Below are 25,849 nucleotides of genomic sequence, written 5' to 3'. Positions count from 1 at the left end.
CCTAACGGTCCATGGCCCGCTGCAGGCTCAGCGGCCGCATGTCGGTCCAGTGGCGCTCGACGTACTCGAGGGCGGCGGCGTGGGTCCCCGGCCCGTGGACCACCTCCCATCCGGCCGGTACGTCCGCGAACTCGGGCCAGAGCGAGTGCTGGCCCTCGTCGTTGACGAGTACGAGGAAGGTGCCGTTCTCATCGTCGAACGGGTTGGACATGGAACCTCCATGGATAGGGCGTGACTAGGACGTCGGTGTCGGCTGGCTGTCGGGTTCGCGCAGGGCGGGCAGCAGGGCGGCCAGGACGAGCACGGTGGCCCCGGCCCCCGCCCCGTACACGATCAGGGCGGTCGCGGGGCTGAACGTCTCGGCCAGCACGCCGGCGACGAGGGAGCCGGCCGCGGCGGCGGCCACGACCTGCGCCTGCCAGAGGCTCGCCACCCTGCCTCTGATCTCGTCGGGCGTGTGCCGTTGCAGCAGGGTGAAACGGAGGATGTCGGTCAGGACGCGGCCGGCGCCGTACCCGGTGAGGGCGAGGAACGCCAGCAGCGGGACGGGACTCAGGCCCGTGGCGAGCACGGCGAGCCCCATCACGAGCAGGGACGCCAGCAGCGCGAGGCCGGGGCGGCGGGCGGCGCCGATCCAGCCGCTGGTGAGCGAGCCGGCCACGGCGCCGATCGCGGGGGCGCTGTAGAGCAGGCCGAGCACGGTCTCGCCGCCGCCGAGATGGGTCTTCACCAGCGCGGGCAGCAGGACGACGGGGCCGCTGAGCAGCATCGTGGCCACCCCGGCCACCAGCACGCTCCTGACCGTTCGGTGGCGCGCCGCGAAGGTCAGACCGGCCGCCATCGCGCGCAGGGGCGGTTCCCGTCCGGTTCCCGGCGCGGGGTAGGAGGGCAGGCGGCTGATGCTGAACGCGGTCAGGGCGGTCGCCGCCGCGGCGGCGCCGTAGTTGGCGGCCACGCCCCAGGTCGCGATCAGCACCCCGCCGAGCGCCGGCGAGACCATCGCCGACAGGTCGGCGGTGAGGCTGAGCAGCGCCCCGGTGGCGGGCAGGTGCTCGCGGCCGACCAGGGTGGGCAGCAGGGCCGTGAGCGTGGTGGAGCTGATGCCGCCGGCCAGGCCGTCCCAGGCGGCCAGCGCGTAGATGGGCCACAGCGGCGGGTCGGGCAGCAGCGCGTTGGCAGCCAGGAGCACGAACCCGATCCCGGCGGCGGTGCGGGCGGCCAGGATGACGCGGCGGCGGTCGTAGCGGTCGGCGAGCAGGCCGCCGGCGAGCGACCCGGCGAACACGCACGCGCCCGCCGTGGTCGCGACCGCGCCGAGGTGCAGCGCGGACCCGGTGATCGCGTACACCTGGACAGGGACCGCCACCATCAGCAGCCCGATCCCGAACAGCGAGGCCAGCCTCGCCGCGAACACCAGACGGAACGGCCGCGAGGCGCGCAGCGGCGTCAGGTCGAGAGTGATCTTCTTCAGAACGCTCATCCGGCCGTCTCCCCCGCGAGGTGGGCGGCGATGAGGGAGCCGGTCAGCGCCCAGCCCGCCGCCCGCCCGAGCGTGTGGTGGTCCACCGGCACCGCGTGCTCCACCAGCCGCCCGGACACCTGCCGCCGCCAGGCCGCCCGGTTGGCCGCGGCCTCCTCCTCCCGCTCGCCGGCCGAGGCGCCGATGAAGAGCATGTCGCCGTCGAACACCTCGAAGGCGGCGTGTCCCATCTGCTCGCTGTGGCGCAGGTAGGACTCGACGATCCGGTCGAGCGCGCCCTCGTCGAAGGAGGTCAGCACGCTCTCGGTGCGGCGTACCCGGGCGTAGAGGTCCTGCTTGTCGGTGAGGTCGAGCGTGGCGGGGTCGAGTCCGGCGGAGGAGGCGATATAGGCCATCGCCTCCGCGCGCAGCGCCGCGCCGGTGCCGTCCCCGCCGCCGCCGGTCTCGGTGATGTAGGCGTCGAGGACCGTCAGCGAGGCGACCGCGTGGCCTTCCCGCCGCAGCGTGGTGGCCACGCGGTGCGCCACCAGCCCGCCATAGGACCAGCCGACCAGATGGTACGGCCCGCGCGGGTCGACCCGCCTGATCCGGTCCAGGTACCCGGCGACGGCCTGGTCGAAGGTGAGCCGCGGCGCGGCCGGGTCGGACAGCAGCGGCTCCTGCAGCGCGTAGATCGGGTTCGCCCCCGGCAGATGGGAGACCAGCCCGGTGTAGGACCAGCCGAGCCCGCCGGCCGGGTGGAAGCAGAAGACCGGCGCCTCCTGCCCCGAGGAGCGGATCTCCAGCAGCGGCCGCAGCCCGCCGGCGCCGCCCCGCCGGCCGTCCGCCCTGGCCACCAGCCGGGCGGGCGTCGGCGCGTCGTAGACGTCCCGGACGGAGACCGCGCCGATCCGCTCGCGCAGCCTGCCGACCAGCCGCACCACCAGCAGCGAGTGGCCGCCGAGCGCGAAGAAGTCGTCGTTCCTGCCCACGCCGGCCAGCCCGAGCACCTCGCGGAAGGCGTCCGCGACCGCCTCCTCCCGCGGTCCCTGCGGCGGCTCCCCCGCGCCGGGCGCGGTGATGACCGGGCCGGGCAGCGCGTCCTGGTCGAGCTTGCCGTTCACGGTGAGCGGCAGCCGGTCGAGCGTGACGACCGCGGCGGGCACCATGTAGCCGGGCAGCACGGCGGCGGCCTCGGCGGTGACCCGTTCGACGTCGATCTCCTCCGCGCCGGAGGCCGGCACCAGGTAGGCGACCAGGTGGACGGCGCCCTGGGCGTCGGTCCTGGGCACGACGGCCGCCTGCCCGACCCCGTCCAGGCCGGTGAGCACGTCCTCGACCTCGCCCGGCTCGATGCGGTAGCCCCTGATCTTGACCTGCCCGTCCGAGCGGCCCAGGAAGTCGATCAGGTTGTCGGGCCGCCACCGGGCCAGGTCGCCCGTCCGGTACATGCGCCCGCCCGGCCCGCCGAACGGGTCGGCGACGAAGCGCCCGGAGGTCAGGCCGGGGCGGCGGTGGTAACCCCTGGCCAGCCCGTCGCCCGCCAGGTAGAGCTCGCCGACCGCGCCGGGCGGCACGGGCCGCAGCCCGGGGCCGAGGATGTAGGCGCGGGTGTTCCAGATCGGCCGGCCCACGGTCGAGGTCGTACTCTCGGCCAGGTCCGCGCCCAGGGCGTTGATGGTGTACTCGGTGGGCCCGTACAGGTTGTAGCCCTCCACTCCCCCGGCCTCGCGGATCCTGTTCCACAGCCCGGCGGGCACGGCCTCGCCGCCGAGCGAGAAGAAGACCAGCCCCGGTGCGTCCGGCGGGGCGTCGCCGCCGCACCGGGGCCGGTCCAGCAGCCCGGCCTCGACGAGGAACGTCCCGTACGACGGGGTCACGTCGAAGCCGTCGACGCGCTCGCGGTCGAAGTAGTCCAGCAGCAGCGCCGGATCGCGCCGCGTGTCCTCGTCGATGACGTGCACCTCGTGCCCGGCCAGCAGCCAGAACAACTGCTCCCACGAGGCGTCGAAGGAGAACGACGTGGTGTGCGCGATCCGCAGCTTGCGCCCGTCCTGCCGGGCGGTCACGTGGTCGAAGATGTTCTCCAGGTGGTTGTAGTACATGGTGGTCAGCCCCCGGTAGGGCACGGTGACCGCCTTGGGCCGCCCGGTGGAGCCCGAGGTGAAGATCAGGTACGCCGGGTGTTCGAGCCCGGCGGGGGCATGCCGTTCGCCGGCCGGGATCGGCTCGGGCGAGGTCGCCGCCAGTTCGGCCGTCGCCTCCGGCCCGTCGAGCACGACGGCGGGCCGCCCGGCCGGGAGCAGGTCGCGCAGGCCCTCGGTGGTGAGGACCACGACGGGAGCGGACTCCTCGATCATGTACGCGATCCGGTCGGCCGGATATTCGGGGTCGATGGGCACGTAGGCCGCCCCCGCGGCGAACACCGCGAACAGCGCCACCACCATCAGCTCCGACCTGGGCAGCACCAGGGCGACCGCGCTCTCGGCGCCGACGCCCCGGCTCACCAGCAGCCTGGCCAGCCGGGCCGCGGCCGCCTCCAGCTCGGCGAAGGTCAGCTCCGCCGTACCGCTGACCAGGGCGCGCTCGTGCGGGATCAGCAGCGCGCGCTCGTGCAGCAGGTCGGCGATCGACAGCTCCGGCACCGGCCTGGGCGCGGGGTTCAGCCCGTCGAGCAGGTGGGCCCGCTCCAGGTCCGAGACGGCTTCCACGCGCCCGATCGGCCGGTCGGGGTCGTCGGCGAAGGACGTCAGGATGCGGACGTAGGCGTCCATGACCCTCGTAGCCTCGTGCTTGCCGAAGACGTCGGTGCGGAACAGCATGCGCAGCCGGGCGGTGCCGTCGGGCGGGCTGACCACCATGGTCAGCGGGTAGTGGGTGGCGTCGCGCAGGTCCCTGCCCTCGACCCAGAGCTCGCCGTCCGGGCCCCAGCGCTGGTCGGGGGTGACCTTCGGCTGGTTCTGGAAGACGAACAGGGTGTCGAACAGGTTGCGCCGGCCGGCCAGTTCCTGGATGCGGGCCAGGCCGACGTAGGGGTGGCGGACCACGGTCATGCGCTCGCTCCGTACCCGGGCGGCCATGGCCCGCAGGCTGTCGGCGGGGGCGGTGCGCACGCGCATGGGGACGGTGTTGAACAGCAGGCCGACCGTACTCTCGATGCCGGCCAGTTCCGGCGGGCGGCCGTAGGTGAGCAGGCCGAACACGGCCTCGTCCGCGCCGGTGTGCTGGTGCACGAGCACCGCCCACGCGATCTCGAACAGCGCGCTCGCGGTCAGGCCCAGCTCGCGGCTGACCGCGCCGAGCCGGTCGGCCAGATCGGCGTCGAGGTCCTCCTCCAGCTCGTCCATGTGGCGCGCGTCGGCCGTGGTGTCCTGCGCGTGGGGCGCGATGAGCCCGGCCGCGCCGACCCCCGCCAGGAACCCGCGCCAGGCCTCCTCCGCCGCGGACATGTCCTGTACGGCCAGCCATTCCAGATAGGTCCGGAAATCGCAGACCTCGCGCCGTTCCTCGGCGGCCGGGTCGGTGTAGAAGGACAGCACGGACAGCAGGAACAGCGAGATCGACCAGCCGTCCATGAGGATGTGCTGGGCCCACACGACGAAGCGGTGCTCGTCCCGGGCCAGCTTGGCGAGCCCGAACCTGATCAGCGGCGGGCTCTCGATGTCGAACGGCTCGGCGGCGCCGCGGGCGCGGAACTCCACGAACGCCTCCTCCGGCCGGGGCGCGCCGCTCAGGTCGGCCGCCGTCCAGGAGAACGGAACGTGGGCCGGGATCGCCTGGACGGTGGCGTCGCCGATGTCGTGGAAGCCGGCGTTCAGGTTGGGGAACTTCGCCAGCGCCGCCTGAACGGCCCCGGCCAGGCGGGCGGGGTCCAGGGGGCCGCGCAGGCGCAGCGTGTTCTCGGTGAGGTAGACCTCTCCGGTGGTGTCGGCCAGCAGCAGGTGGAACAGCAGGCCCTCCTGGAGCGGGGAGAGCGGGAGCACGTCGCGCAGCGGGCCGGTCTTGTTCTCCAGCCACCGGCGGCGGAACGGGGTCAGGGCGAGCATGGGCGCGGCGTCCGTCTCCTGGCCGTCGTCGCCGGTGGCGCGCAGGTGGTCAGGGGCCCAGGCCGCCAGCCGGTCGGCCCAGGCGCGCAGCAGGTCGCTCGTCGTCTCGGCCGGGCCGGTGGCTGCCAGGACCGTCTCGTTCGGACGGCGGTGGACGGTGAAGGTCAGGTCGTAGCCGGAGGGCGGGTTCTGGCCGAAGCTGAGCAGGATCCGGGCCTGGGGGGCCTGCTCCAGGAACTCGGCGGTGTCGGGGCGGTCGTAGCGGGCCGTTCCGTAGGCGACGGCCGTTTCCCGGTCGGGGGGCAGCAGGGCGTGCAGGAGGTGGTCCGGGTCGCTTCGCATGAGGTCGGCGTCGAGCAGGACCGGGAAGACCCGGGTCAGCAGGCCCACGGTGGCGGGGGCCTGCTCACGGTCGGGTTCGTACACGTCCAGCAGGACCGGGCCGGTGACGCCCGCCGCTGCCAGTGCGGTGGCCAGGGCGGCCAGGGCGACGGGGCGCCAGGGCTCGCCGTCCAGTCGCTCGGCCAGCTCGACGCGGCTGCGGGTGATCGGACCGGTGGCCTCGGGTTGCCACAGGGGGCCGGACTCGGCGACGCGGTCGGCCAGGTCGAGCCAGACCTCCGCGGTGTCGTCGGGGCCGGGCGCGGCGACCAGGGTTCTGGCGTAGTCGGCGAAGGAGGTCGGGGCCGCTATGGGCCGTCCACCGGGGAGTTCTTCGAGGATGAGGTCCCAGGAGCGCTCGTCGACCAGGGCGGGGTGGGCGCTGAGGAGGAGCTCGTCCCGGCCGGTGCGGGTCGCGTGGAAGACGTGGCCGGTGGTGAGGTCGAGCTTGGTGTCCGGGGGGACGAGCACCGGGCGGGCGAGCGCCTGCAGGGGGTCCACGACGTTCGTGCGCCACAGGCCGGCGCCGTCGCGCCACACGCGGGTGCGCAGGGCGTCGTGCCGCAGCACGCAACCCCGCAGCGCCCCGATGACGGCCGAGTCGCCGGTGCCGGGCGCAAGCGTGACGCGGCGTGTGGTGAGGGTGTCCCCCGTGCCGAATCCACGGTCGAGGAGCCAGCGCTGGGCGGGGGTGAGCGGAGCGGGGGCCGGGGTGAGGGCGTCGGGGGTGACCAGGTCCGACAGGCGGGTGCCGGCGTGCGCCGCGGCCTGGGCCAGCACGGCGGCGACCCCGGACAGCAACTGCCGGGCCGTACCCTCGTCGAACAGGGCGGTCGCGTAGACCACCGACAGGTCCAGCGCCTGCTTCGCGCCGCCGTCGAACACGTGGAAGACCAGGTCGAACTTGGTGGTCCTGGTGTCGACCGGGCGGGGCGTGACGCGCAGGCCGTCGAAGGCGAGGGCGACGGCGGGCGCGGTCCCGTAGGAGACGAGGACCTGGAAGAGCGGGTTAAGCGTGGCCGCCCGCGGCGGGTTGAGATGCTCGACCACCTGCTCGAACGGCACCCGCGCGTGCTCCATCGCCGACAGGTTGCCCTCCCGCATCCGCTCCAGCAGGTCGCCGACGCGCGGGTCGCCGGACAAGTCGGCGGTGAACACGAGCGTGTTGACGAACAGGCCGACGACCTCGGCCAGCCGTTCCTCCGTACGCACGTCCATGGGCGAGCCGAGCGGGATCAGCTCCCCCGCGCCCGCCTTGGACAGCTGCACGGCCACCGCCGCCTGGAACACGGTCAGCACGCTCACCCGCCGCGACCTGGCCAGCTCGCGCAGCGACTGCGACAGTCCCGCGTCGAGCGGCTGCCGCAGCACCCGGCCCTCATGGTCGCCGGCCTCGGAACGCGGCCGGTCGAGGGGCAGCGCGAGGCGCCGGGGCGCGCCGGCCAGCCGTTCCGACCAGAAGGCCAGGTCGGCGGAGACGCGCGAACCGGGGTCGGCGGCGTCGCCCAGCGTCTCGTTCAGCAGCCGCGCGTAGTCGGCGTAACTCAGCTCAGGCGTGGCCCGCTCGGGTGCGGCGGGCTCGGGTGCGTGGCCCCGGACGCGGGCGGCGTGGGCGGCGGTGAGGTCGCGCAGCAGGATCTGCGCCGAGGTGCCGTCGAAGGCGATGTGATGGGTGCCGACGTGCATGAGGTGCGCGTCGTCGGCGGTCCTGAAGAACGTCAGCCGCAGCGGCGGCTCCGTCTCCAGGTCGAAGGCCCGGTTGACGGTGGCGCGGATGGTTTCCTCACGGTCGGCTTCCGGGACGGGGCGCAGGTCCACCAGGTCGGCCCGCAGGTGCGTGGCGAGGGCTTCGGCCGGCAGGACGCGCTGGACCGGCCCGTCCGCGCGCATCGGGTAGACGGTCCGCAGGATCGCGTGCCGCCCCGCGACGTCGAGCAGGGCCAGCCGGAACGGCTCGGGATCGACGGGCCCGCCGCTCAGCTCCAGCATGACGCCGGTGTTGTAGGCGCTGGACGATCCCTCCAGACGGTCCAGGAACCACAGCCGCTGCTGGGCGGGCGTCAGGGGCGCCTCGTCCCGCCCGTCGCCGGCCGCGACGCCGTCCGCCCGCGCGGGTTCGGACGGAGCCAGCAGTTCGGCCAGATCGGCGACCGAGGGCCGGTCGAAGATGTCGCGTACCTCCAGAGACGCGCCAGTGGCCGAGGTCAGCCGCGTGACCAGGCGCATCGCCAGCAGCGAGTGGCCGCCCAGCTCGAAGAAGTCGTCGCCGGGCGCCGTGACCTCCACGCCGAGGACGGCGGCGAACGCCTCGGCGACCACCCGCTGCGCCCCGGTCAGAAGGGACGGCTCACGCGCGGGCGCCGCCTGCCCGGGATCGGGGAGCGCGGCCCGGTCGAGCTTGCCGTGCGGGGTGCGCGGCAGCCGGTCGAGCAGCACGTACGCCGACGGCCGCAGATGCTCGGGCAGGTGCGCCGCGGCCAGCTCGCGCACCCGATCGAGAGCCGCGGGCTCGGCCACGAGGTAGGCCACCAGCCGCGGCTCGCCACGCGGATCGTCCCGCACGACGACGGCCGCCTGGGTGACCGCGGGATGGCCGGTGAGCAGCGACTCCACCTCGCCCGGCTCGACCCGGAAGCCACGGATCTTGGCCTGGTCGTCGGTACGCCCGAGGTAGACCAGGCTCCCGTCGGAACGCCGCCGCGCCAGATCCCCCGTGCGGTACATGCGCTGCCCGGCGGCGAACGGATGCGCCACGAACCGGCCGGCGCTCAGCCCGGGACGCCCGTGGTAGCCGCGGGCCAGCCCGGCGCCCGCGACGTACACCTCACCGGCCACCCCGTCGGGCACCGGCCGCAACGCCCGGTCCAGCACGAACACCTGCGTGTTGACCACCGGCCCGCCGATCGGCAGCGGCCCGGCTTCGTCGCCGGGCAGGCAGCGCCACAGCGTGGCGTCCACGGTGGTCTCGGTGGGCCCGTAGGAGTTGAACACCCGGTGGCGCGCCGCCCAGCGCGCCGCGAGCGGCGCGGGACAGGCCTCCCCCGCCACCACCACGACCCTGCCCGCCGGGATCTCCTCCTCGGCGATCTCGGCCAGCGCGGACGGCGGCAGGGTGCAGTGGGTGATCCCGGCCTCGGCGATGAAGGCGCCGAGGGGCGCGCCGAGCCGCCGCGCGCCGGGTACGAAGACGAGCGCCGCGCCGGTCAGCAGCGCCATCGCGATCTCCCACACGGAGGTGTCGAAGCTCAGCGTGGCGAACTGCAGCACCCGGCTGCCCGGCCCGGCGCCGATCGCGCCGGCCATGGTGACGCCGAGGTCGGCGAGCCCGGCATGGGTGACCACGACCCCCTTGGGCCGCCCGGTCGAACCCGAGGTGAAGATCATGTACGCGGCGTCGTCCACCCGCGTCCCCGGCTCCGGCGGGGCGGCCGCCCGCGTGAGGTCGAGCTCGTCGAGCGGCACCGGCCGCGGCCCCGGCAGCCCGCCGGGCAGCGCGGGCAGGGTCTCCCGGGTGGTGAGCACCGCGACGGGATCGGCGTCGCGCAGCATCAGCGCGATCCGCTCGGCCGGGTAGGCGGGGTCCACCGGCAGGTACGCCGCCCCGGCCCGCTGCACGCCCAGCATGGCGACGACGGCCTCGGGACAGCGGGGCGCCAGCAACGCCACCAGGTCGCCCCGGCCGATGCCGCGCCCGGCCAGCGCCGCGGCGAGCCGGGAGCCCGCCTCGTCCAGTTCCCCGTACGTCATCCGGGTGCCGTCCATCTCGACGGCGAGCGCGTGCGGGTCGCGGGCGGCCTGGCGGGCGAACAGCTCGGGCCAGGTGGCCGGTGCCACGTCGGCCTCGGTGGCGTTGCCCTCCAGCAGGATGTGCGCGCGGGCCCGCGGCGACAGCAGGTCGAAGGCGCCCACGCGCCGCTCGGGTTCGGCGACCAGCGCGGCCAACAGCCGGGTCAGCGCGGGACCGGCGGATCGGGCCAGGTCGCCGGGCAGTACGCCCGGCCGGTGCCGCAGCACCAGGCGCAGGCTGTCGCCGGGCAGGGCGGTGATGCCGATCGGGTAGTGGGTGGCGTCGTGGCCGTCCACGGCGGTCACCGACAGGCCGGAGGCGGCGGCGAGCGTGTCGAGGCGGCGCTGGTCGAAGGGGAAGTTGTCGAAGACGGCGAAGGTGTCGCACAGGTCGGCGTGCCCGGCGGCGCGCTGGATGTCGGCCAGGCCGAGGTGGTGGTGGGCGATGAGCCCGGCCTGCTCCCGCTGGATCCGGCGCAGGCTGCGCAGCGCGGTGTCGCCGGGACGTAGCCGCAGGCGAGCGGGGACGGTGTTGACGAGCATGCCGACGAGCCGGTCGGCTCCCGGCACCTCGGGCGGGCGGCCGGAGGTCATGCCGAGCAGGACCACGTCGTCGCGGCCCGTCCAGTGGGCCAGCAGCATGGCCCACGCCCACTGCACGACGGTGTTGAGCGTCAGGCCGTTGCGCCTGGCCAGCCGGGTCAGCGCGGCGGTGAGCCCGGCGGGCAGGTCGATGTCGAGACGTTCCGGCAGCGGGACGGGTTCGTCGAAGGGGGCCAGGAGGGTGGGCTCCTCCAGGCCGGCGAAGTGGTCCCGCCAGGCCCGGCGGGCGGCTTCCCGGTCCTGGCCGGCCAGCCAGGCGCGGTGGGTGCGGGGGTCGGGCGGCGGCGGGAGGGCGCTGTCGTCGGCGGCGGCGCCGTACAGGGTGAGGAGCTCTTCGACCAGCACGGACAGCGACCAGCCGTCGAGGACGACGTGGTGGGTGGTGATGGTCAGGCGCCAGCGGTCCAGCGCGGTCGGCTGGAGGTCGAAGCGGATGAGCGAGGGGGCGGTCAGGTCGGACGGTTCCTCACCGCCCCAGCGGGGTTCGGCTTCGGTGTGCACGACCTGGACGGCGACGCCGGACGGGGTGCGGGTGATGGAGCTGCGCAGGCTGGGGTGGCGGCGGACGAGCGCGGCGCTCGCGCGGCGCATGCGCCCGGGTGACAGGGGGCCGGACAGGTCGAGGGTCCAGCTGATGAGGTACGGGTCGGGGCCCGCGGTCGTCTCCTTCCTGAACAGGATGCCTTCCTGCGGGGCGGTGAGCGGCCAGGTCTCCCGCAGGGAGGGGTGGCGGGCGCGCAACGCGGCGTCGTCGGCGGGGCTGAGCGCGGGCGGCGTCCAGCCGGGGGCGGTGGTGGTGTCGTGGCGGGCCCTGGCGGCCAGCCCCGCCACCGTGGGGTGGGCGAACACGTCGGCGGGGGTGATCACGATGCCCTGGCGCCTGGCGAGGCCGGCGAGCCTGACGACGAGCACGCTGTCGCCGCCGAGCTCGAAGAAGCCCTCGTCCACGCCTGTCGCGGTGCGGCCCAGGACCTCGTCGAACAGGGCGCACAGGTGGCGTTCCACAGCGGTGGCGGGCGGGCGGCCGGCCGGGGCGTCCTGGCCGGGGGCGGGCAGGGCGTGCTTGTCGACCTTGCCGTTGGGGGTGGTGGGCAGGGCCGGGAGGGCGAGCAGGTGCGCGGGGATCATGTGGGCGGGCAGGGCGGCGCCGAGGTGGGCGCGTAGCTCGGCGGTGGTGGGCGGTTCGGCGCCGGGGACGTAGTAGGCGACGAGCCTGCCGTGGCCGGAGGCGTCCCGGTGGACGGCCGCGGTGGCCTGCCGTACGGCGGGGTGGGCGTTCAGGGTGGCGGCGACCTCGCCCAGTTCGATGCGGAAGCCGCGCAGCTTGACCTGCTCGTCCTCGCGGCCGAGGAACTCCAGCGCGCCCGCGCCGGTCCGGCGGACCCGGTCACCGGTGCGGTAGAGACGGTTGGCGCCGGTGAAGGGGTCGGCCACGAAGCGGGCCGCGGTCAGCGCGGGCAGGCCGTGGTAGCCGCGGGCCAGCCCGGCTCCGCCGAGGTACAGCTCGCCCGGCACCCCGGCGGGCACCGGGCGGAGCCTCTCGTCCAGCACGTGGGCGACGGTGTTGGCGATCGGGGCGCCGATGGGCGGGTCGGCGGGCAGGTCGCCGCCGAACGGGGCGCGGGTGGACCAGACGGTCGTCTCGGTGGGGCCGTAGAGGTTGACGACGTCGGCGCCGCGGGCGCGCAGGCGGGCGGCCAGGGCGCGGTCCAGCGCCTCGCCGCCGGTCAGGGCCCGGATGCCGTCGAGCGCGCCGTCCCCGTCGGCTTCCGCCAGCAGCCGCCACTGGGTGGGCGTGGCCTGGACGACGCTCGCTCCGCAGGCGCGTACGGAGGCCAGCAGCCTGGCCGGGTCGCGTACCTCCTCCTCGCGGGCCACGACCACGGACCCGCCCGCGATCAGCGGCGCGAACAGCTCCAGCACCGAGATGTCGAACCCGGCGGTGGTCAGCGCGAGCACCGTGTCGTCCTGGCCGACGTCCTGGCCGGTCATCGACTCCAGGAAGTTGACCACGGCCGCCATGGGCACCACGACGCCCTTGGGGCGGCCGGTCGAGCCCGAGGTGTAGATGACGTAGGCGGCCCTGCCCGGCACGTACGGGCTCTCGGTGACGGGCCCGGCGGCGCGGGGCCGGTCGATCTCCAGCCTCGGCACGCCCGCGGGGATCTCGGTCCCCGACGTGGTCAGCACCAGCTCGGGTGCGGCGTCACCCAGCATGTACGCCAGCCGTTCACCCGGATAGTCCAGATCCAGCGGCAGATAGGCGGCGCCCGCCCGCCACACCGCCAGCAACGCCACGACCAGCTCGGCCGAGCGGGGCAGTGCGACGGCGACCACCGGCTCGCCGCCGTGCAGCCGGGCCCGCAGGTCACCGGCGAGCAGCGCGACCCGCTCCTCCAGTTGCCCGTAGGTGAGCACCTCGCCGTCGCAGCGCACGGCGACCGCGCCGGGATGCCGGCGGGCGCGCCGCCGGACGAGCTGGTCGACCGCGGCGGGCGTCACCTGCGTGACCGGGCCCTGCCAGGTGGTCGACAGGTCGGCGCGCTCGGCGCCGGTGACCAGGTCGAGGGCGGCGACCGGCGTCAGCGGGTCGCGGGTGACGGCCTCCAGCAGCAGTTCGAGCCGCTCGGCCAGCAGCGCGGCGGTGGCCGGGTCGAACAGGTCTGCGGCGTACTCGACCTCCGCGCGCAGCGGCGTGCCCTCGCCGCGCTCGCTGACGCGGAACGTCAGGTCGAACTTGGCGGTGCCGGTGCCGATCAGGCGCGGCTCGCCCCGGTACAGGACGCCGTCGCCGGTGCCGGCGGGCAGCGCGTGGTAGCTGACCAGCACCTGGAAGATCGGGTGCCGGGCCAGGGACCGGGAGGGGTTGACCGCCTCCACGACCCGCTCGAACGGCACGTCCTGGTGGGCGTAGGCGTCCAGGTCGCTCTCGCGGACCCGGTCCAGGAGGTCGGCGAACGTCGGCCCGCCGGAGACGTCCACGCGCAGCGCCAGCAGGTTGACGAAGAATCCGGCCACGCCGTCCAGCGCGGGGTCGCCGCGACCGGCGACGGGCGTGCCGACGCAGACGTCGTCGCCGGCGCCCATCCGGTGCAGCAGGGCGACGACGGCGGCGTGCACGAGCATGAAGGGGGTCACGGCGGCGTCGGCGGCCAGGCGCAGCATCCGCGCGCGCAGTCCGGCGCTCAGCTCGAAGGCGTGCACGCCGCCCCGGTGCCCGGCCCGGGACGGCCTGGGGCGGTCGGCGGGCAGGTCCAGCTCGGCGGGCGCGCCGGCCAGGCGGGCGGCCCAGTGCTTGACGCCGGCCAGGGCCTCGGGGCCGTCGCCCGCCGGGCCGTCGAGCTGCAGCAGCGCGTGGTCGGCGTACCGCACGGCCAGCGGCTCCCACGCGGGCTCCACGCCCCCGCGCCTGGCCTCGTAGGCGTGGGCCAGGTCCTCCAGGAGCACGACCGTCGACCATTCGTCGGCGGCGATGTGGTGGACGACCAGCAGCAGCACGTGCCCGCCGGTGTCCCGTTCGCACAGCCGGGCCCGGATGGGCGGCTCGGTGGCCAGGTCGAACGGATGCCGCGCGGCCGCGGCGAGCGCGTCGTCGAGCCCTGCCGCGCTCACCCGGACGACCTCCAGCGGCGGCGCCGCCTCCCGCGGATCCAGGACGCGCTGCCAGGGCAGGCCGAGGTCCTCGGGAAAGACGGTACGCAGGCTCTCCTGCCGGGCGGCCAGATCGGTCAGCGCCTCCCGCAGCGCGGGAAGGTCGACCGGGTCGCGCAGTTCGACGGCGATGGGGATGTTGTAGGTGGGCCTGGGGCCGTCGGTCCGGTAGAGGACCCACAGACGGCGCTGGGCCGGCGACAGCGGGGGGCGCGCCGGGCGCGTGCGCCGGCGCGGTTCCGCCCGTTCCGGTTCCGCCGTCCGCAGGGACGCGCTGAGCGCGGCGACCGTGGGGTGGTCGAACAGCGCGCGCATGGTGATCCTGACGGCCAGTTCGGCCCGGACCCTGCCCGCGACCTTGGCCGCGCCGAGCGAGTCGCCGCCCAGGCGGAAGAAGTCGTCGCCCAGGCCGACGGCGGGCACGCCCAGCACGTCGGCGAAGATCCCGCACAGCCGTTCCTGGGCCGGAGTGGCCCGGACGGCCGGCGCGGCCGCGCCCTCCACGGCGGGGTCGGGCAGGGCGGCGCGGTCGAGCTTGCCGTTGGCGTTCAACGGCAGCGCGTCCAGCCACACCACGTGGGCCGGCACCATGTACTCCGGCAGGCTCTCGCGCAGGGCGGCCGTCACCTCGGGCGGGGCGTCCTCGCCCGGCGTCCGCACGACGTAGGCGACCAGGCGCCGGGACGGGCCCCGCACGTCGGCCGCGGCCTGGGCGATGCCGGGCAGGGCGCGCAGCGCGTGCTCGATCTCGCCCAGCTCGATCCGGAACCCGCGCACCTTGACCTGCGCGTCGGCCCTGCCCAGGTAGTCGAGGCGGCCGTCGGGCAGCCATCTGACCAGGTCGCCGGTGCGGTACATGCGGCTGCCCGGCGTGCCGTTCGGGTCGCCGACGAACCTGCCCGCGCTCAGGCCCGGCCGGTTCAGGTAGCCGCGGGCCACGGCCGCGCCACCGACGTACAGCTCGCCGGGCTCGCCGGGCGGGACCGGCCGCAGGGCGTCGTCCAGCACGTACGCGCGGCTGCCCGGCACCGGGCGGCCGATCGTGGGTGCGCCCTGGCCGACGGCTCCCGCCGTGGCGATCACGGTGGTCTCGGTGGGGCCGTACATGTTGAAGACTTCGCAGCCCGGCATGCGGTCGGCCACGGCGGCCACCAGGTCGGCGGGCAGCGCCTCCCCGGCGGCGATCAGGCAGTCCGCCCGCGCCTGGAAGGAGGGGTCGGCCAGGACCGTGGCCAGCACGGACGGCACGCCGCTGATCAGGCTGCCCCGCCAGGTCAGCCGGTCGTCCTCCAGCAGGGCGAGCGGGTCTTCGACGATCTCGACGGCGCCGCCGTTCAGCAGAGGGGCGAACATCTCCAGTACGGAGACGTCGAAGGTGAGCGCGGTGGACAGCAGGACGTGGCGCAGGTGCTCCTCGCCGAGGATCTCGCGCGCCCAGGCGGCCAGGCCGACCACGCCGCCGTTGGAGACGACGACGCCCTTGGGCGTGCCGGTGGAGCCGGAGGTGTAGATCACGTACGCGGCGGAGGCGGGGCCGGCGCCGTGCGGGGCCGGCGCGCCGCCGTTCAGGGCCGTCCGGCCGTCGAGGACGAGCTCGGGCAGGCCCAGGTCGCCGCCGCCCAGGCCGGTGCCGGGGGCGCGCACCAGCAGCACGGGTGCCGCGTCGCGGGCGATCAGCTCCGCCCGCCGGAGCGGGTGGCGGGGGTCGAGCGGCAGGTAGGCGGCGCCGCTCTTGAGGACCGCGAACACCGCCACGACCAGGTCGGCCGTCCTGGGCAGGCAGAGGGCGACCAGCTTCTCGGGGCCCGCGCCGCGCTCGCGCAGCAGCGCCGCCAGCGCGTCGGAGCGCCGGTCGAGTTCCCCATAGGTCAGGTGCGTGCCCGCGTGCCGGACCGCCACCGCGTCCGGATCGCGGCGCACCACGGCCGCGAAGGCCTCGGCCACCGAGAGCGCGGGGGCGGGGGCGGCCTCTCCCGCCCATCGCGTGAGCACGGTGTGCCGCTGGCCGGGGGTCGCGGTGTCCAGCGTGCCGATCGGCCGGTCGTCGGGCGTGAACCGGCTCAGGAAGTCCAGGAACCGCTCCCGGTGCGCGGCCAGTTCCTCCCGCGTGAACATCGACGGGTTGCCGTCGAACTCGAAGGCCAGCTCGTCCCCGGCCGGGTAGACGGAGATCGTCAGCTCCTCCACCGGCCCGGCCGCGAGATAGCGCGAGGCGCCCGGGGCGCCGGCGAAGGCGAGCGGGCTCTCGAACGGCTTGATGTTGAGCCACACCCGCGAGGGCGCCCGGTCGCCGGCCTCGGCTCGCAGGTCGCCGCGCATGTCCTCGAAGCGGTACTCCTGCCGTTCACGCGCCTCGGCCAGCCGTTCCCTGGTACGGCGCAGCAGCTCCGCCCCGCCGGCCCCCGGCTCGGCGGCGATGTCGACCGGCAGCACGTTGACCCACGTCCCCGGCACCCGCGGGTACGCCGACCCGGGCTTGCCCATGAACGGCACCCCCAGGACGACGGTCCGGTCGCCGGTCATCCGGTGCAGATATCCCGCCAGAGCCGCCATGACGACCTCGGCCCAGTTCGCCCGGTGGGCGGCGGCGCCGTCCTTCAGCCGTGCCGTCGCCGTGGCGTCGAGGCGGCCCAGCTCGCGCACGAAGCTCCTGGCGGGCTCGCCCGCCCGGCTGGCCAGGCTGGTCGCGGCGGGCAGGAGCCGCTGCCGGTCGAGCCAGTGCCGCCGGTCCTCGTCGTAGCGGGCGGAGGAGCGGTAGCCGGCCTCCTGTTCCAGCGCCTCGGCCAGCGGCAGGAACGGGCTCGGCTCGGGCTCGCGCCCCGCGGCGAGCGCCGTGTAGACGGCGGCGACCCTGCGCTGCAGCTGGGCGTGGGCGTACCCGTCGAGCAGGATGTGGTGGGCCCGCCCGTACCAGTAGTGCCGATCGGCCCCGATCGTGAACACCGTCTGCCGCACGAGGTCGTCGCCGGTCAGGTCGAGCGGCTGGGCCAGGTCGGCCCGCATCCGCTCCAGCGCCGTCCCGTGCGGGTCGGCGGCGTCGCTGACGTCCACGACCTCCGCCCGGTACGGCGTGGCTCCGGCGACGCGCTGCCGGGCGGACTCGCCCTCGGCCTCGAACCGCACCCGCAGGACGTCGGTCTCGTCCATCACCCGGTCGATCGCCCGGACCAGGAGCGCGGGGTCGAGCTCGCCGGTGATCTCGACGTACTCGGCGGCGTTGAAGATGGGGTTGTCCGGGTCGAGCCGCTGGGCGAACCAGAGGCCGCTCTGCGCGCGGGACAGGGGCAGGGTCGTCACCGTTCGTGTCTCCAGAGATCGCGTTCAGACGGGGAAGTGGCCCAGCAGGCCGGCCGCGGCGTCGCGGCCGATCACGGCGGGGTCGCCGGCCAGCCAGAGGCGGCCCGCGTGCTCGGCGTGGGAGATGACCAGGGGGTAGTGCTGCTCGGGCGCGTCGGCCCCGCCCTCGTCGTCGAGGGGTTCGAACAGGCTCCGGCGGATGAGGATCTGGCGTCGGGGGTGGGCGCGCAGCGCCGCGCCGCCCTGGGGGTGCAGCAGGTGCAAGATCTCGTAGTTCAAGGGGTCGGCCGGGGAATCCTCACCCGCCATAGCCGGATATATCCGGGTGGGAGCGCCCGCCGGGGTGATCTCCACATCGGCCAGCAGCGCCGGCCGCCCCAGCCACGCCGCCGTGGCGGCGAGGACGGCGGCGGACGTGAGCGCGCCGACCGGCGCCGACACCCGGAACCTCGGCCCGGCGCCGGGCGACCAGGGCCCGAACACCTCGGCCGTGCCCTTCGCCAGCAGCCCGAGCCAGCCTTCGAGGTCATCCTCACCGGCCTGGAGGCGGGCGGGCACGCCGCCCTGTGCCGCTTCCCCGGTCGAGAGCTGGTGCAGGACACGGTGCAGGGACACCTCGTCGAACACCGCGGCGTGCGCGGCCGCCACCAGCCGCCCGGCGACGGCGACCACCCGCAGGGGCCGTCCTCCGGCCAGGTCCACGCCCTCGCGCGCGAGTTCCAGAGCACCGGCCAGGTCCGTGCCGTCGTGCGTGAGCAGGTCCGCGGCCCGCGGGACGATCGTGGCCCGCCACGGCCTGCGGTCCGGAGTGGAGATGGCCAGCCGCACCGCCTCGTTCAGATCCGCGACGGGGACGACCGCCCGGCCCTCGACCATCCCGGTGATCAGGTACGACGCGACCGGCAGCCCCGAGCGCCGCAGCCGATGCGCCGCCAGCGGCAGCTCGGCCGCCTTCGCGACCGGCGCCGGTCCGGCTTTCGCGAGCAGGAGGGCCAGGGCGGCCGGGGTCCGGTGGTCGAAGACGTCGCCCACCGACAGGGGCGCCCCCGCGCGACCGGCCAGGCGCATCGCCGTGATGCTGTCCCCGCCGAGCTCGAAGAAGTCGTCCTCGGCCCCGGCATCGCCCGCCAGCCCCAGCACCTCGCGGAACAGCCCGCACATCCGCTCCTCCGCGGCCCCCGACGGCGGCCGGGTGGTCCCGTGCGACGGAGAGCCGGGATCGGGCAGCGCGCCGCCGTCGACCTTTCCGCTGGCCGTCCGGGGCAGCGCGCCGATCGGCACGTACAGCGCGGGCACCATCGCCGCGGGCAGCAACCCGCCCAGGTGCGCGCGCAACACGCCGGGCTCCACCTCCCCGTGCCGCCCGACGACATAGGCGACCAGGTAAGAACTCCCGTCAGCCCGGCTCGGCGCCCGGACCGCGCAGTCCCGCACCCCGGGATGGGTCCGTAGCGCGGCCTCCACCTCCCCGGGCTCCACCCGTACGCCCCGGATCTTGACCTGGCCGTCGATCCTGCCCAGGAACTCCAGCACCCCGTCGGCCCGGCGGCGTACCAGATCACCGGTGCGATACATCCGCTCACCGGCGCCGGACGGACAGGCGACGAAGTGCCCGGCGCTCAGCCCCGCGCGCCCGTGGTAGCCCCGCGCGAGCTGCACCCCGCCCAGGTACAGCTCCCCCGCGACCCCGTCGGGCACCGGCCGCAGCCAGGTGTCCAGCACGTGGGTGGCGGTGTTCCAGATCGGCCGCCCGATCGGTACGACCGCCTCCGCGTTCGCCTCGAACGCGGTGACGTCGATGGTGGCTTCGGTCGGGCCGTACAGGTTCTCGATCGCCACCGTCCCCAGGACGGCCCGCGCGCGCTCCACGAGATCCCCGGGCAGCGCCTCGCCGCTGCAGACGATCCGCCGGAGGCAGGGAAGGTCCGCGGCGCCGAGCCCGTCCAGGAACTCCCGCAACATCGACGGCACGAAGTGCACGACCGTGACGCGCTCCCCGCGCATGACCTCGGCCAGGTAGGCGGGGTCGCGATGCCCGCCGGGCCGCGCCATCACCAGCTGGGCGCCGTGCGTGAGCGGCCACCAGAACTCCCACCCGGACACGTCGAAGCCCGCGGGGGTCTTCTGCAGCACCCGGTCATCGGCCCGCAGCGGATAGGCGTGCTGCATCCACCGGATCCGGTTCGCCAGCGCCCGGTGGGTGATGGCGGCGCCCTTCGGCCGGCCGGTGGAGCCGGAGGTGTGCAGCACATAGGCGACCCGGTCGGGGTGATGCTCCTCGTCGATCACCCCGTCCGTGCCGGGCAGGCTCTCCTCGGTCACCACGCACACCGGCTCGGTGTCGTCCACGATCGCGCGTGACCGGGCGGCGGGCTGCTCGGTGTCGAGCGGCACGTATCCGGCCCCCGTCTTGAGCGCGGCCAGCAACGCCACCACCAGCTCGGCCGAACGGGCGCGGGCCACGCCCACCAGCCGCTCGGGCCCGGCGCCGCGCGAGCGCAGCGCCCCGGCCAGCCGCTCGGAGCGCCGGTCGAGCTCGGCGTAGGTGATGACCTGCCGTCCGTCGCGGACCGCGGGCCGATCGGGGTGCCGCGCCGCCTGTTCCCTGAACATCCGCACCACATCGATCTCCGGTACGGCGACCGCGCTCCCCCTGACAGGAGCCGCCTGTCCCGGCAGCACGTCCACGACCCTGGCCGCCGGATCGGCCGCCATCGCGGTGAGCACGGCCGCCACCCGCTCCGCCGGATCGGCGAGCTCCGGCGGCTCACCCGCGAGCGCCCCCGGCAGCCGATCGACCGACAGCCGCAGCCGCGCACCCGGCGCCACGATCAGCGTGAGCGGATACCCCGTGGCATCGGTCCCGCTCACCCCGCGCAGGCGCAGCCCCCCGAACGACCGCCCGTCCAGAACGGCCGCGTCCACCGGATGGCTCTCGACGACCACCAGCGTGTCGAACAGCGCCCGCCGCCCCACCGCCCGCTGGACGGCGGCCAGCCCCACGTGCTGCGCGCCGAGCGTGCGGGCATGATCGTCGCGCACCCGGCGCAGCAGCCCCGTCACGGACTCGGCGGGATCCAGCACCACCCGGGCCGGGACGGTGTTGACGAACAACCCGACCATCGACTCGATACCGGCCACCTCGGCGTCGCGCCCGGAGACCGTCAGCCCGAAGACGACGTCGCTCCGGCCGGTGAGCGTCCGCAGCACCAGCGCCCACGCGGCCTGCGCCGCCACACCCAGCGTGACCCCGGCCGTCCTGCACAGTGCCCGCAACGCCTCGGACGTCTCCTCGCTCAGCTCCGCCCGTGACCGCTCCGCCCGTGACCGCTCCGGCCGTTCTGCCCGCTCCGGCCGCGCGCCTCGCGGAGCGTCCGGTACGCCCACCAGCGTCGGCCCGTCGAGCCCGGCGAGCCGTTCCCGCCAGGCGGCCAGCGCCGCGTCGTCGCTCCCGTCGCGCCGCCGCTCACGCAGCCACGCCAGGAAGCTCCGGTACGGCGGCGCCGGCTCGAGCCGCCCCGGATCGCCGCCGTTGTCGTAGAGCCGGAGCAGGTCGCCGACGACCAGCGAGTTCGACCACCCGTCCAGCAGCAGGTGATGGTAGGTGAACAGCAGCCGGTGCCGCCCCTCCACGGTCACCAGCGTCATGCGCAGGCAGGGCGAGGCGGTCAGCTCGAACGGCCGGAGCGCGTCGGCCGCCTTGATCCGGGCGTAGGCGGCCTGGCCGGCTTCGCCGTACACCTGAAGGGGCAGGACGCTCTCGGCCGGGATGACCTGGACCGCCTGGCCGGAGGCGCGGGTCACGAACGCGGCCCGCAGGTTGGGATGGCGCGCGAGCAGGGCCTGGCCGGCGGCGCGCAGCCGACCGGCGTCGAGCGGCCCGTCGAGCTCCAGGTCGAGCTGGACGATGTAGGGGTCGTGGCCGCCGCTGGAGTGGAACAGGATGCCTTCCTGGAGCGGGCTGAGGGGAAGAACGTCCTGCAGGGCGGTCATGCGTGCCTCCACTCGCGCTGGAGCCGGTCCAGTTCGGCAGGGTCGAAATCGTCGATGAGCGGGTCGGCCGCTCCGCCCAGTTCCTCGTGCCAGAGATCGGCCAGGCGGCTCACCTCGGCTTCGGTGAGAAGCTCCTGCGCCCAGGTCCACTGCGCGTGCAGCGTGGGGCCTTCACGGAGCACGGCGTTGATCTCCAGGCAGTGCGGGAGCGGGAGCGCGGGGTCGGCGTGGCCGCGTACGACGGCGTCCTGCCCGACGGTCTGCCGGCCCTCCGCCCGGTCGTGGACGCGGCCCCAGTAGTTGAAGCCGATCTGCGCCCGGGGCAGGGCCGCGAGTACCGGTTCTGTGCGGGGGTTGAGGTGGCGCAGCAGGCCGTACCCGACGCCGTGCGCGGGTGACAGGCGCTCGCGCATGGTGGTGACGTCGTCGTGCGGGCCGAGGCGGAGGCTGACCGGGTATTGGCTGGTCAGCCAGCCGACCGTTCGCGAGAGGTCGGCGCCAGACAGCAGTGACTCCTCCCTTCCGTGCCCCTCGACCTCGATCAGGAGCGGCGGCTCGCCGCCGGTGCGCCACCGGGGTACGGCGCGGGCCAGGGCGAGCAGCAACCTCGCCTGGGCGTCGGCGCCCGGGGCGGCGAAGGGCGCGGTGGTGAGCAGGGATCGGGTGCCGCCGACGGTGTCGCGGGCGGGGTCGAGCGGCCGCCCGCCGAGCGGGGCGCCCGCGTCGCGGGCCAGGTCGCGCCAGTGGGCGAGGCCGGGCTCCCCTGCCGCGGCCAGGTCGTGAAGGTGGCGTGCCCAGGCGCGTAGCGTCGTGCCCGGCTCGGGCAGGCTGATCGGCTCGCCGCGTGCACCCTGGTCGCAGGCTGTGGCGAGGTCCTGCAGGAGGATCGGCCAGGAGACCGCGTCCACGGCCAGGTGGTGGATGGCGATCAGCAACCTGCGGGCGTCCAGCCGCGCGAAGGCGGCCAGTTCGCCTGCCAGCGGGTCCGGGGTCGCCGAGACGCGTTCTTCGTCGGTTTCGGAGACCAGGACGTCCGCCGCCCGGACCGCGCCGGGTTCCCTGATCACGTGCCGCCAGCCGCCGGTGCCGCCGGGGGGCAGCAGGCGGGAGCGCAGGGCGTCATGGGTGTCGAGCACGGACTGGACGGCCGCGGTGAGGATGGCCGGGGTGATGCCGGCGGGCAGGTTCACGACTCGGGCCTGTGTGTATCCGGTCAACGGGCCGCCCCTGGCGAGCAGTTCGGCCAGGATCGGGGTGATCGGCACCTCGCCGGAGCCCGGTTCGCGGGGCGGGGGCTCGCTCCCGGTGGCCTTCACGAGGGCGCGGGCGCTCTGGTGGACGAAGACGTCCCGGGCCGTGAAGCGCAGGCCCGCCGCCCGTGCGCGGCCGACGAGGCGGATGGCCGCGATGCTGTCGCCGCCGAGCGCGAAGAAGCCGTCGTCAGGGCCCACCCGCTCGAGGTCGAGGACCTCGCGGAACAGGCGGCACAACCGCTGTTCCGCCGCGGTCCCGTGGCTCGCCGCCGGGGCTCGCGGTGCCGGTGCGGGAAGGGCGGCGCGGTCGAGCTTGCCGGCGCGGGTGAGCGGGAGGGCGTCCAGCACCACGACGGCCGCGGGCACCATGGCCTGGGGCAGGATCCGGGCGGCGTGGGCGCGTACCTCCTCGGGGTCCAGGACGGCCGAGCGGGAGACCACGTAGGCGATGAGGCGTTCGCGGGCGCCGGGGGCGGCGCGGTGGGCGGCCACCGCGGCCTGGGCGACGTCCTCGTGGGTGGTGAGCGCGGCTTCCACCTCGCCCGGCTCGATGCGGTTGCCGAGGATCTTGAGCTGGTCGTCGGCCCTGCCGAGGTACTCCAGCAGGCCGTCGCCGCGGCGGCGGGCCAGGTCGCCGGATCGGTAGAGGCGCTCGCCGTGGGCGAAGGGGCTGGCGACGAAGCGGGTCGCGGTCAGGCCGGGGTGGCCGAGGTAGCCGCGGGCGAGCTGCTCGCCGCCGAGGTACAGCTCTCCCGGCACGCCCGGAGGCACCGGCCGCAGCGCGTCGTCCAGCACGTACGCGGCGCAGCCGGGGGCCGGGGCGCCGATGGGGACCGTCCCGGCCGGAAGCTCGCCGGCGTCGGTGAGCTCGTGGACGACGCAGCCCACGGTGGCCTCGGTGGGGCCGTACTCGTTCACGACGGCCCGGACGCCGGGCTCCCGGCGGCCCGCGTGCCATTCCCGCAGGTGGGCTCCGGTCAGTGCCTCGCCGCCGACCACGAGCGTGTGCGCGCCGCCCAGGGCGTCGCCACGGGCGCCGTCCAGCAGGGCGAGGTGGCTGGGGGTGCACTTGGCGAAGGTCAGCCCCTCGACCTGTTCGCCGAACTCACCGGCGACCACCCGCCCGCCCGCCGTCAGCGGCCCGAGGGCGCTGGTGATGTTGAGGTCGGAGGTGAGCGGGCCCGACAGCAGCGCCGTCCCGGCCAGCCCCGGGTAGCGCTCACCCGCCCACGACAGGTACGCGGCCAGCGCGGCCCGGCCGACCACGACCCCCTTGGGGCGGCCGGTGGAACCGGAGGTGTAGATCACGTAGGCGGCCTGGCCGGGGTGGGGCAGCGCTCGTGCGGGCCCACCGGGCGCGTCGGGTCCTGGGTGGGGCGGCGCTTGCGCGGGCCCGCCCGACGCGTCGTCTTCGAGGTGGTCCGCTCTCACGGCTTCGACGCCCGCGGGCAGGGGCGGTGATCCGGCGGCCGTCACCGCGAGGCGGGCCCCGGCGTCGGCGATGACGGCGGCGTTCCTGGCGGGCGGATGGCCGGGGTGGAGCGGCAGGAAGGCGGCACCGGCCTTCAGCGTGGCCAGGACGCCGACCAGGCTCCACTCCCCCGCCGGAAGCGGAAGCGCCACGACGCTCTCGGGTCCGGCGCCGCGTTCGGCCAGCCTGGCGGCCAGGACGCCGGACAGGCGGTCGAGCTCGCCGTAGGTCAGGTGCCCCACGGCGATCCGCTCCGGATGGGCGGCGGCGCGCTCGGCGAAGCGGCGGGTCACCCAGGTCTCCGGTTCGGCGACCCGGTGCGGCGGGCCTTGGGCGAGGGCGAGCTGGTCGCGGTGTTCGGCCGGAGAAAGGAGGTCGACGCGGTGGAGGGGGAGGTCGGGGTCGGCGACGGCGGCCTCGACGAGGCGGACGAGCCGGTCGGCGAGGGTCCGGGCGGCGGCGGGGCTGAAGCGGGCGGCGGCGACGTTCAGCACACCCTCCAGCGACCCGTCTCCGGCGTGGTCGACGAAGGCGAAGGTGAGGTCGAACTTGGCGGTCCGCGCGGGGATGGGGATGACCTGGCCGAGGAGGTCGTCCAGCGGTAACCGGCGCCCGTCGGCCTTCTCGTACACGGTCATGACCTGGAACAGCGGGTTGTGGCCGGGCGAGCGGGCCGGGTTGAGGCCGTCCACGAGGCGGTCGAAGGGGAGGACGTGGTGGCCGTAGGCGCGCAGCCCGCGTTCGCGCACGCGGGCGAGGAGCTCGCGCAGCGTGGGCCGGCCGGACAGGTCGGCGCGCAGGACCGTGGAGTTGACGAGCAGGCCGATGAGGTCGTCCCAGCGCGGCTCGTCCCGGCCGGAGACGGCGACGCCCAGCGGGATATCGTCGCCCGCGCCGAGCCGGTGCAGCAGCGCGGCGACTGCGGCCTGCAGCACCATGAACGGGCTGGCCTTGCTCTGCCTGGCCAGGGTCCTCAGCGCCGCGGCGGTGGCGGGCGGAAGGACGAATCCCACGTCCATCCCCTCGTCGCCGCTGCCGGAACGGTCGGCGGGCAGGGGGAGGTGTTCGGGCAGACCGTCCAGGGCCTGCCGCCAGTGCGCGATCTCCCGGGCCGTCAACGACCCGGCGTCCTGCTTGTCGCCCAGCCGCTCGTGCTGCCACCGCGCGTACTCGCCGTACTGCGAGGCCCGCGCCGCCCACCACGGCGCTCTCCCGGCCCGGCGCGCGCGGTAGGCCACGTGCAGGTCCCTGGCCAGCACCTGGAACGACCACTGGTCGGCCAGCACGTGGTGCAGCACGAACAGCAGCACCGGAGCCCCGCCGTCCACCCGGAACAGCCACACCCCCCAGGGCGGCTCCTTCTCCAGGTCGTACGGACGTGCCACGGCCGCGCGCACCCGCTCCTCGACCTCCGGCTCCGCGAGGTCCACGACCGCGAGATCGCCCCGCCATCCCGCCTCCACGCGCTGGCACGGCTCGTCGTCGGCGGAGGCGATCACCGTGCGCAGGATGTCGTGCCTGGCCACCACGTCGGCCAGCGCCCGGCGGAGCGCGAGCTCGTCGGGCATGCCGTTCAGGCGCAGTGCGAAGGGCATGTTGTAGGTCGCCGAAGGGCCGTTCCAGCGGTGGAGGAACCAAAGGGCTCGCTGGGCGTAGGACGCCGGTGTGGAATCTGCTGCCATCGCGGGTGGTCCGCCTCCTGAAAGGTCCCCTGACCGTCCCGGACGGGACGAAGCAAACTTAGGTTAGGCTAACCTAAGTTCTCTGACAAGAGCCTCCGAGGAGAACATCCGCCTCCCGGACCGGCGCGTGATCATAGGTGGTTCTGTCCACATTTCAAGCCTTGAAGAGTCTTGTTTATTAGGTTTGCCTAACCTAACTTCATGGCTCGGATCTCTACCCTTTTCCC

5 protein-coding genes are annotated in these 25,849 nt (G+C 75.2%); all 5 read right to left on the bottom strand.

The window, feature by feature from the left end:
* Window position 1: 1 nt before the first annotated feature.
* Genes ACIBHY_RS48800 through ACIBHY_RS48780 form a run of 5 tightly spaced genes read right to left on the bottom strand, consistent with a single transcriptional unit; the run spans window position 2 to window position 25,622 of the window.
* On the bottom strand, window positions 2–211 hold the full coding sequence (locus ACIBHY_RS48800) for an MbtH family protein (RefSeq protein ID WP_379621162.1): 210 nt from the start codon (window positions 209–211) through the stop codon (window positions 2–4).
* A gap of 24 nt (window positions 212–235) precedes the next feature.
* Window positions 236–1,480: an enterobactin transporter EntS gene (gene entS / locus ACIBHY_RS48795; RefSeq protein ID WP_397310372.1), complete on the bottom strand. Its 1,245-nt coding sequence runs from the start codon at window positions 1,478–1,480 to the stop codon at window positions 236–238.
* Window positions 1,477–17,223, bottom strand: a complete 15,747-nt coding sequence (locus ACIBHY_RS48790; protein WP_397310371.1) for an amino acid adenylation domain-containing protein — start codon at window positions 17,221–17,223, stop codon at window positions 1,477–1,479. Before ACIBHY_RS48790 ends, entS begins: the two co-directional genes overlap by 4 nt.
* Window positions 17,224–17,247: 24 nt before the next feature.
* The gene (locus tag ACIBHY_RS48785; RefSeq protein ID WP_397310370.1) at window positions 17,248–21,216 is read right to left on the bottom strand and encodes an amino acid adenylation domain-containing protein; all 3,969 of its coding nucleotides are present in this window, start codon (window positions 21,214–21,216) and stop codon (window positions 17,248–17,250) included.
* The gene (locus tag ACIBHY_RS48780) at window positions 21,213–25,622 is read right to left on the bottom strand and encodes an amino acid adenylation domain-containing protein (RefSeq protein WP_397310369.1); all 4,410 of its coding nucleotides are present in this window, start codon (window positions 25,620–25,622) and stop codon (window positions 21,213–21,215) included. The genes ACIBHY_RS48785 and ACIBHY_RS48780 overlap by 4 nt, the downstream gene beginning before the upstream one ends.
* Window positions 25,623–25,849: the final 227 nt, after the last annotated feature.

It is taken from the genome of Nonomuraea sp. NPDC050547 (assembly GCF_044457345.1).
In the GTDB taxonomy this organism is placed as follows: domain Bacteria; phylum Actinomycetota; class Actinomycetes; order Streptosporangiales; family Streptosporangiaceae; genus Nonomuraea.
This window is presented reverse-complemented; position numbering and strand designations above follow the sequence as displayed.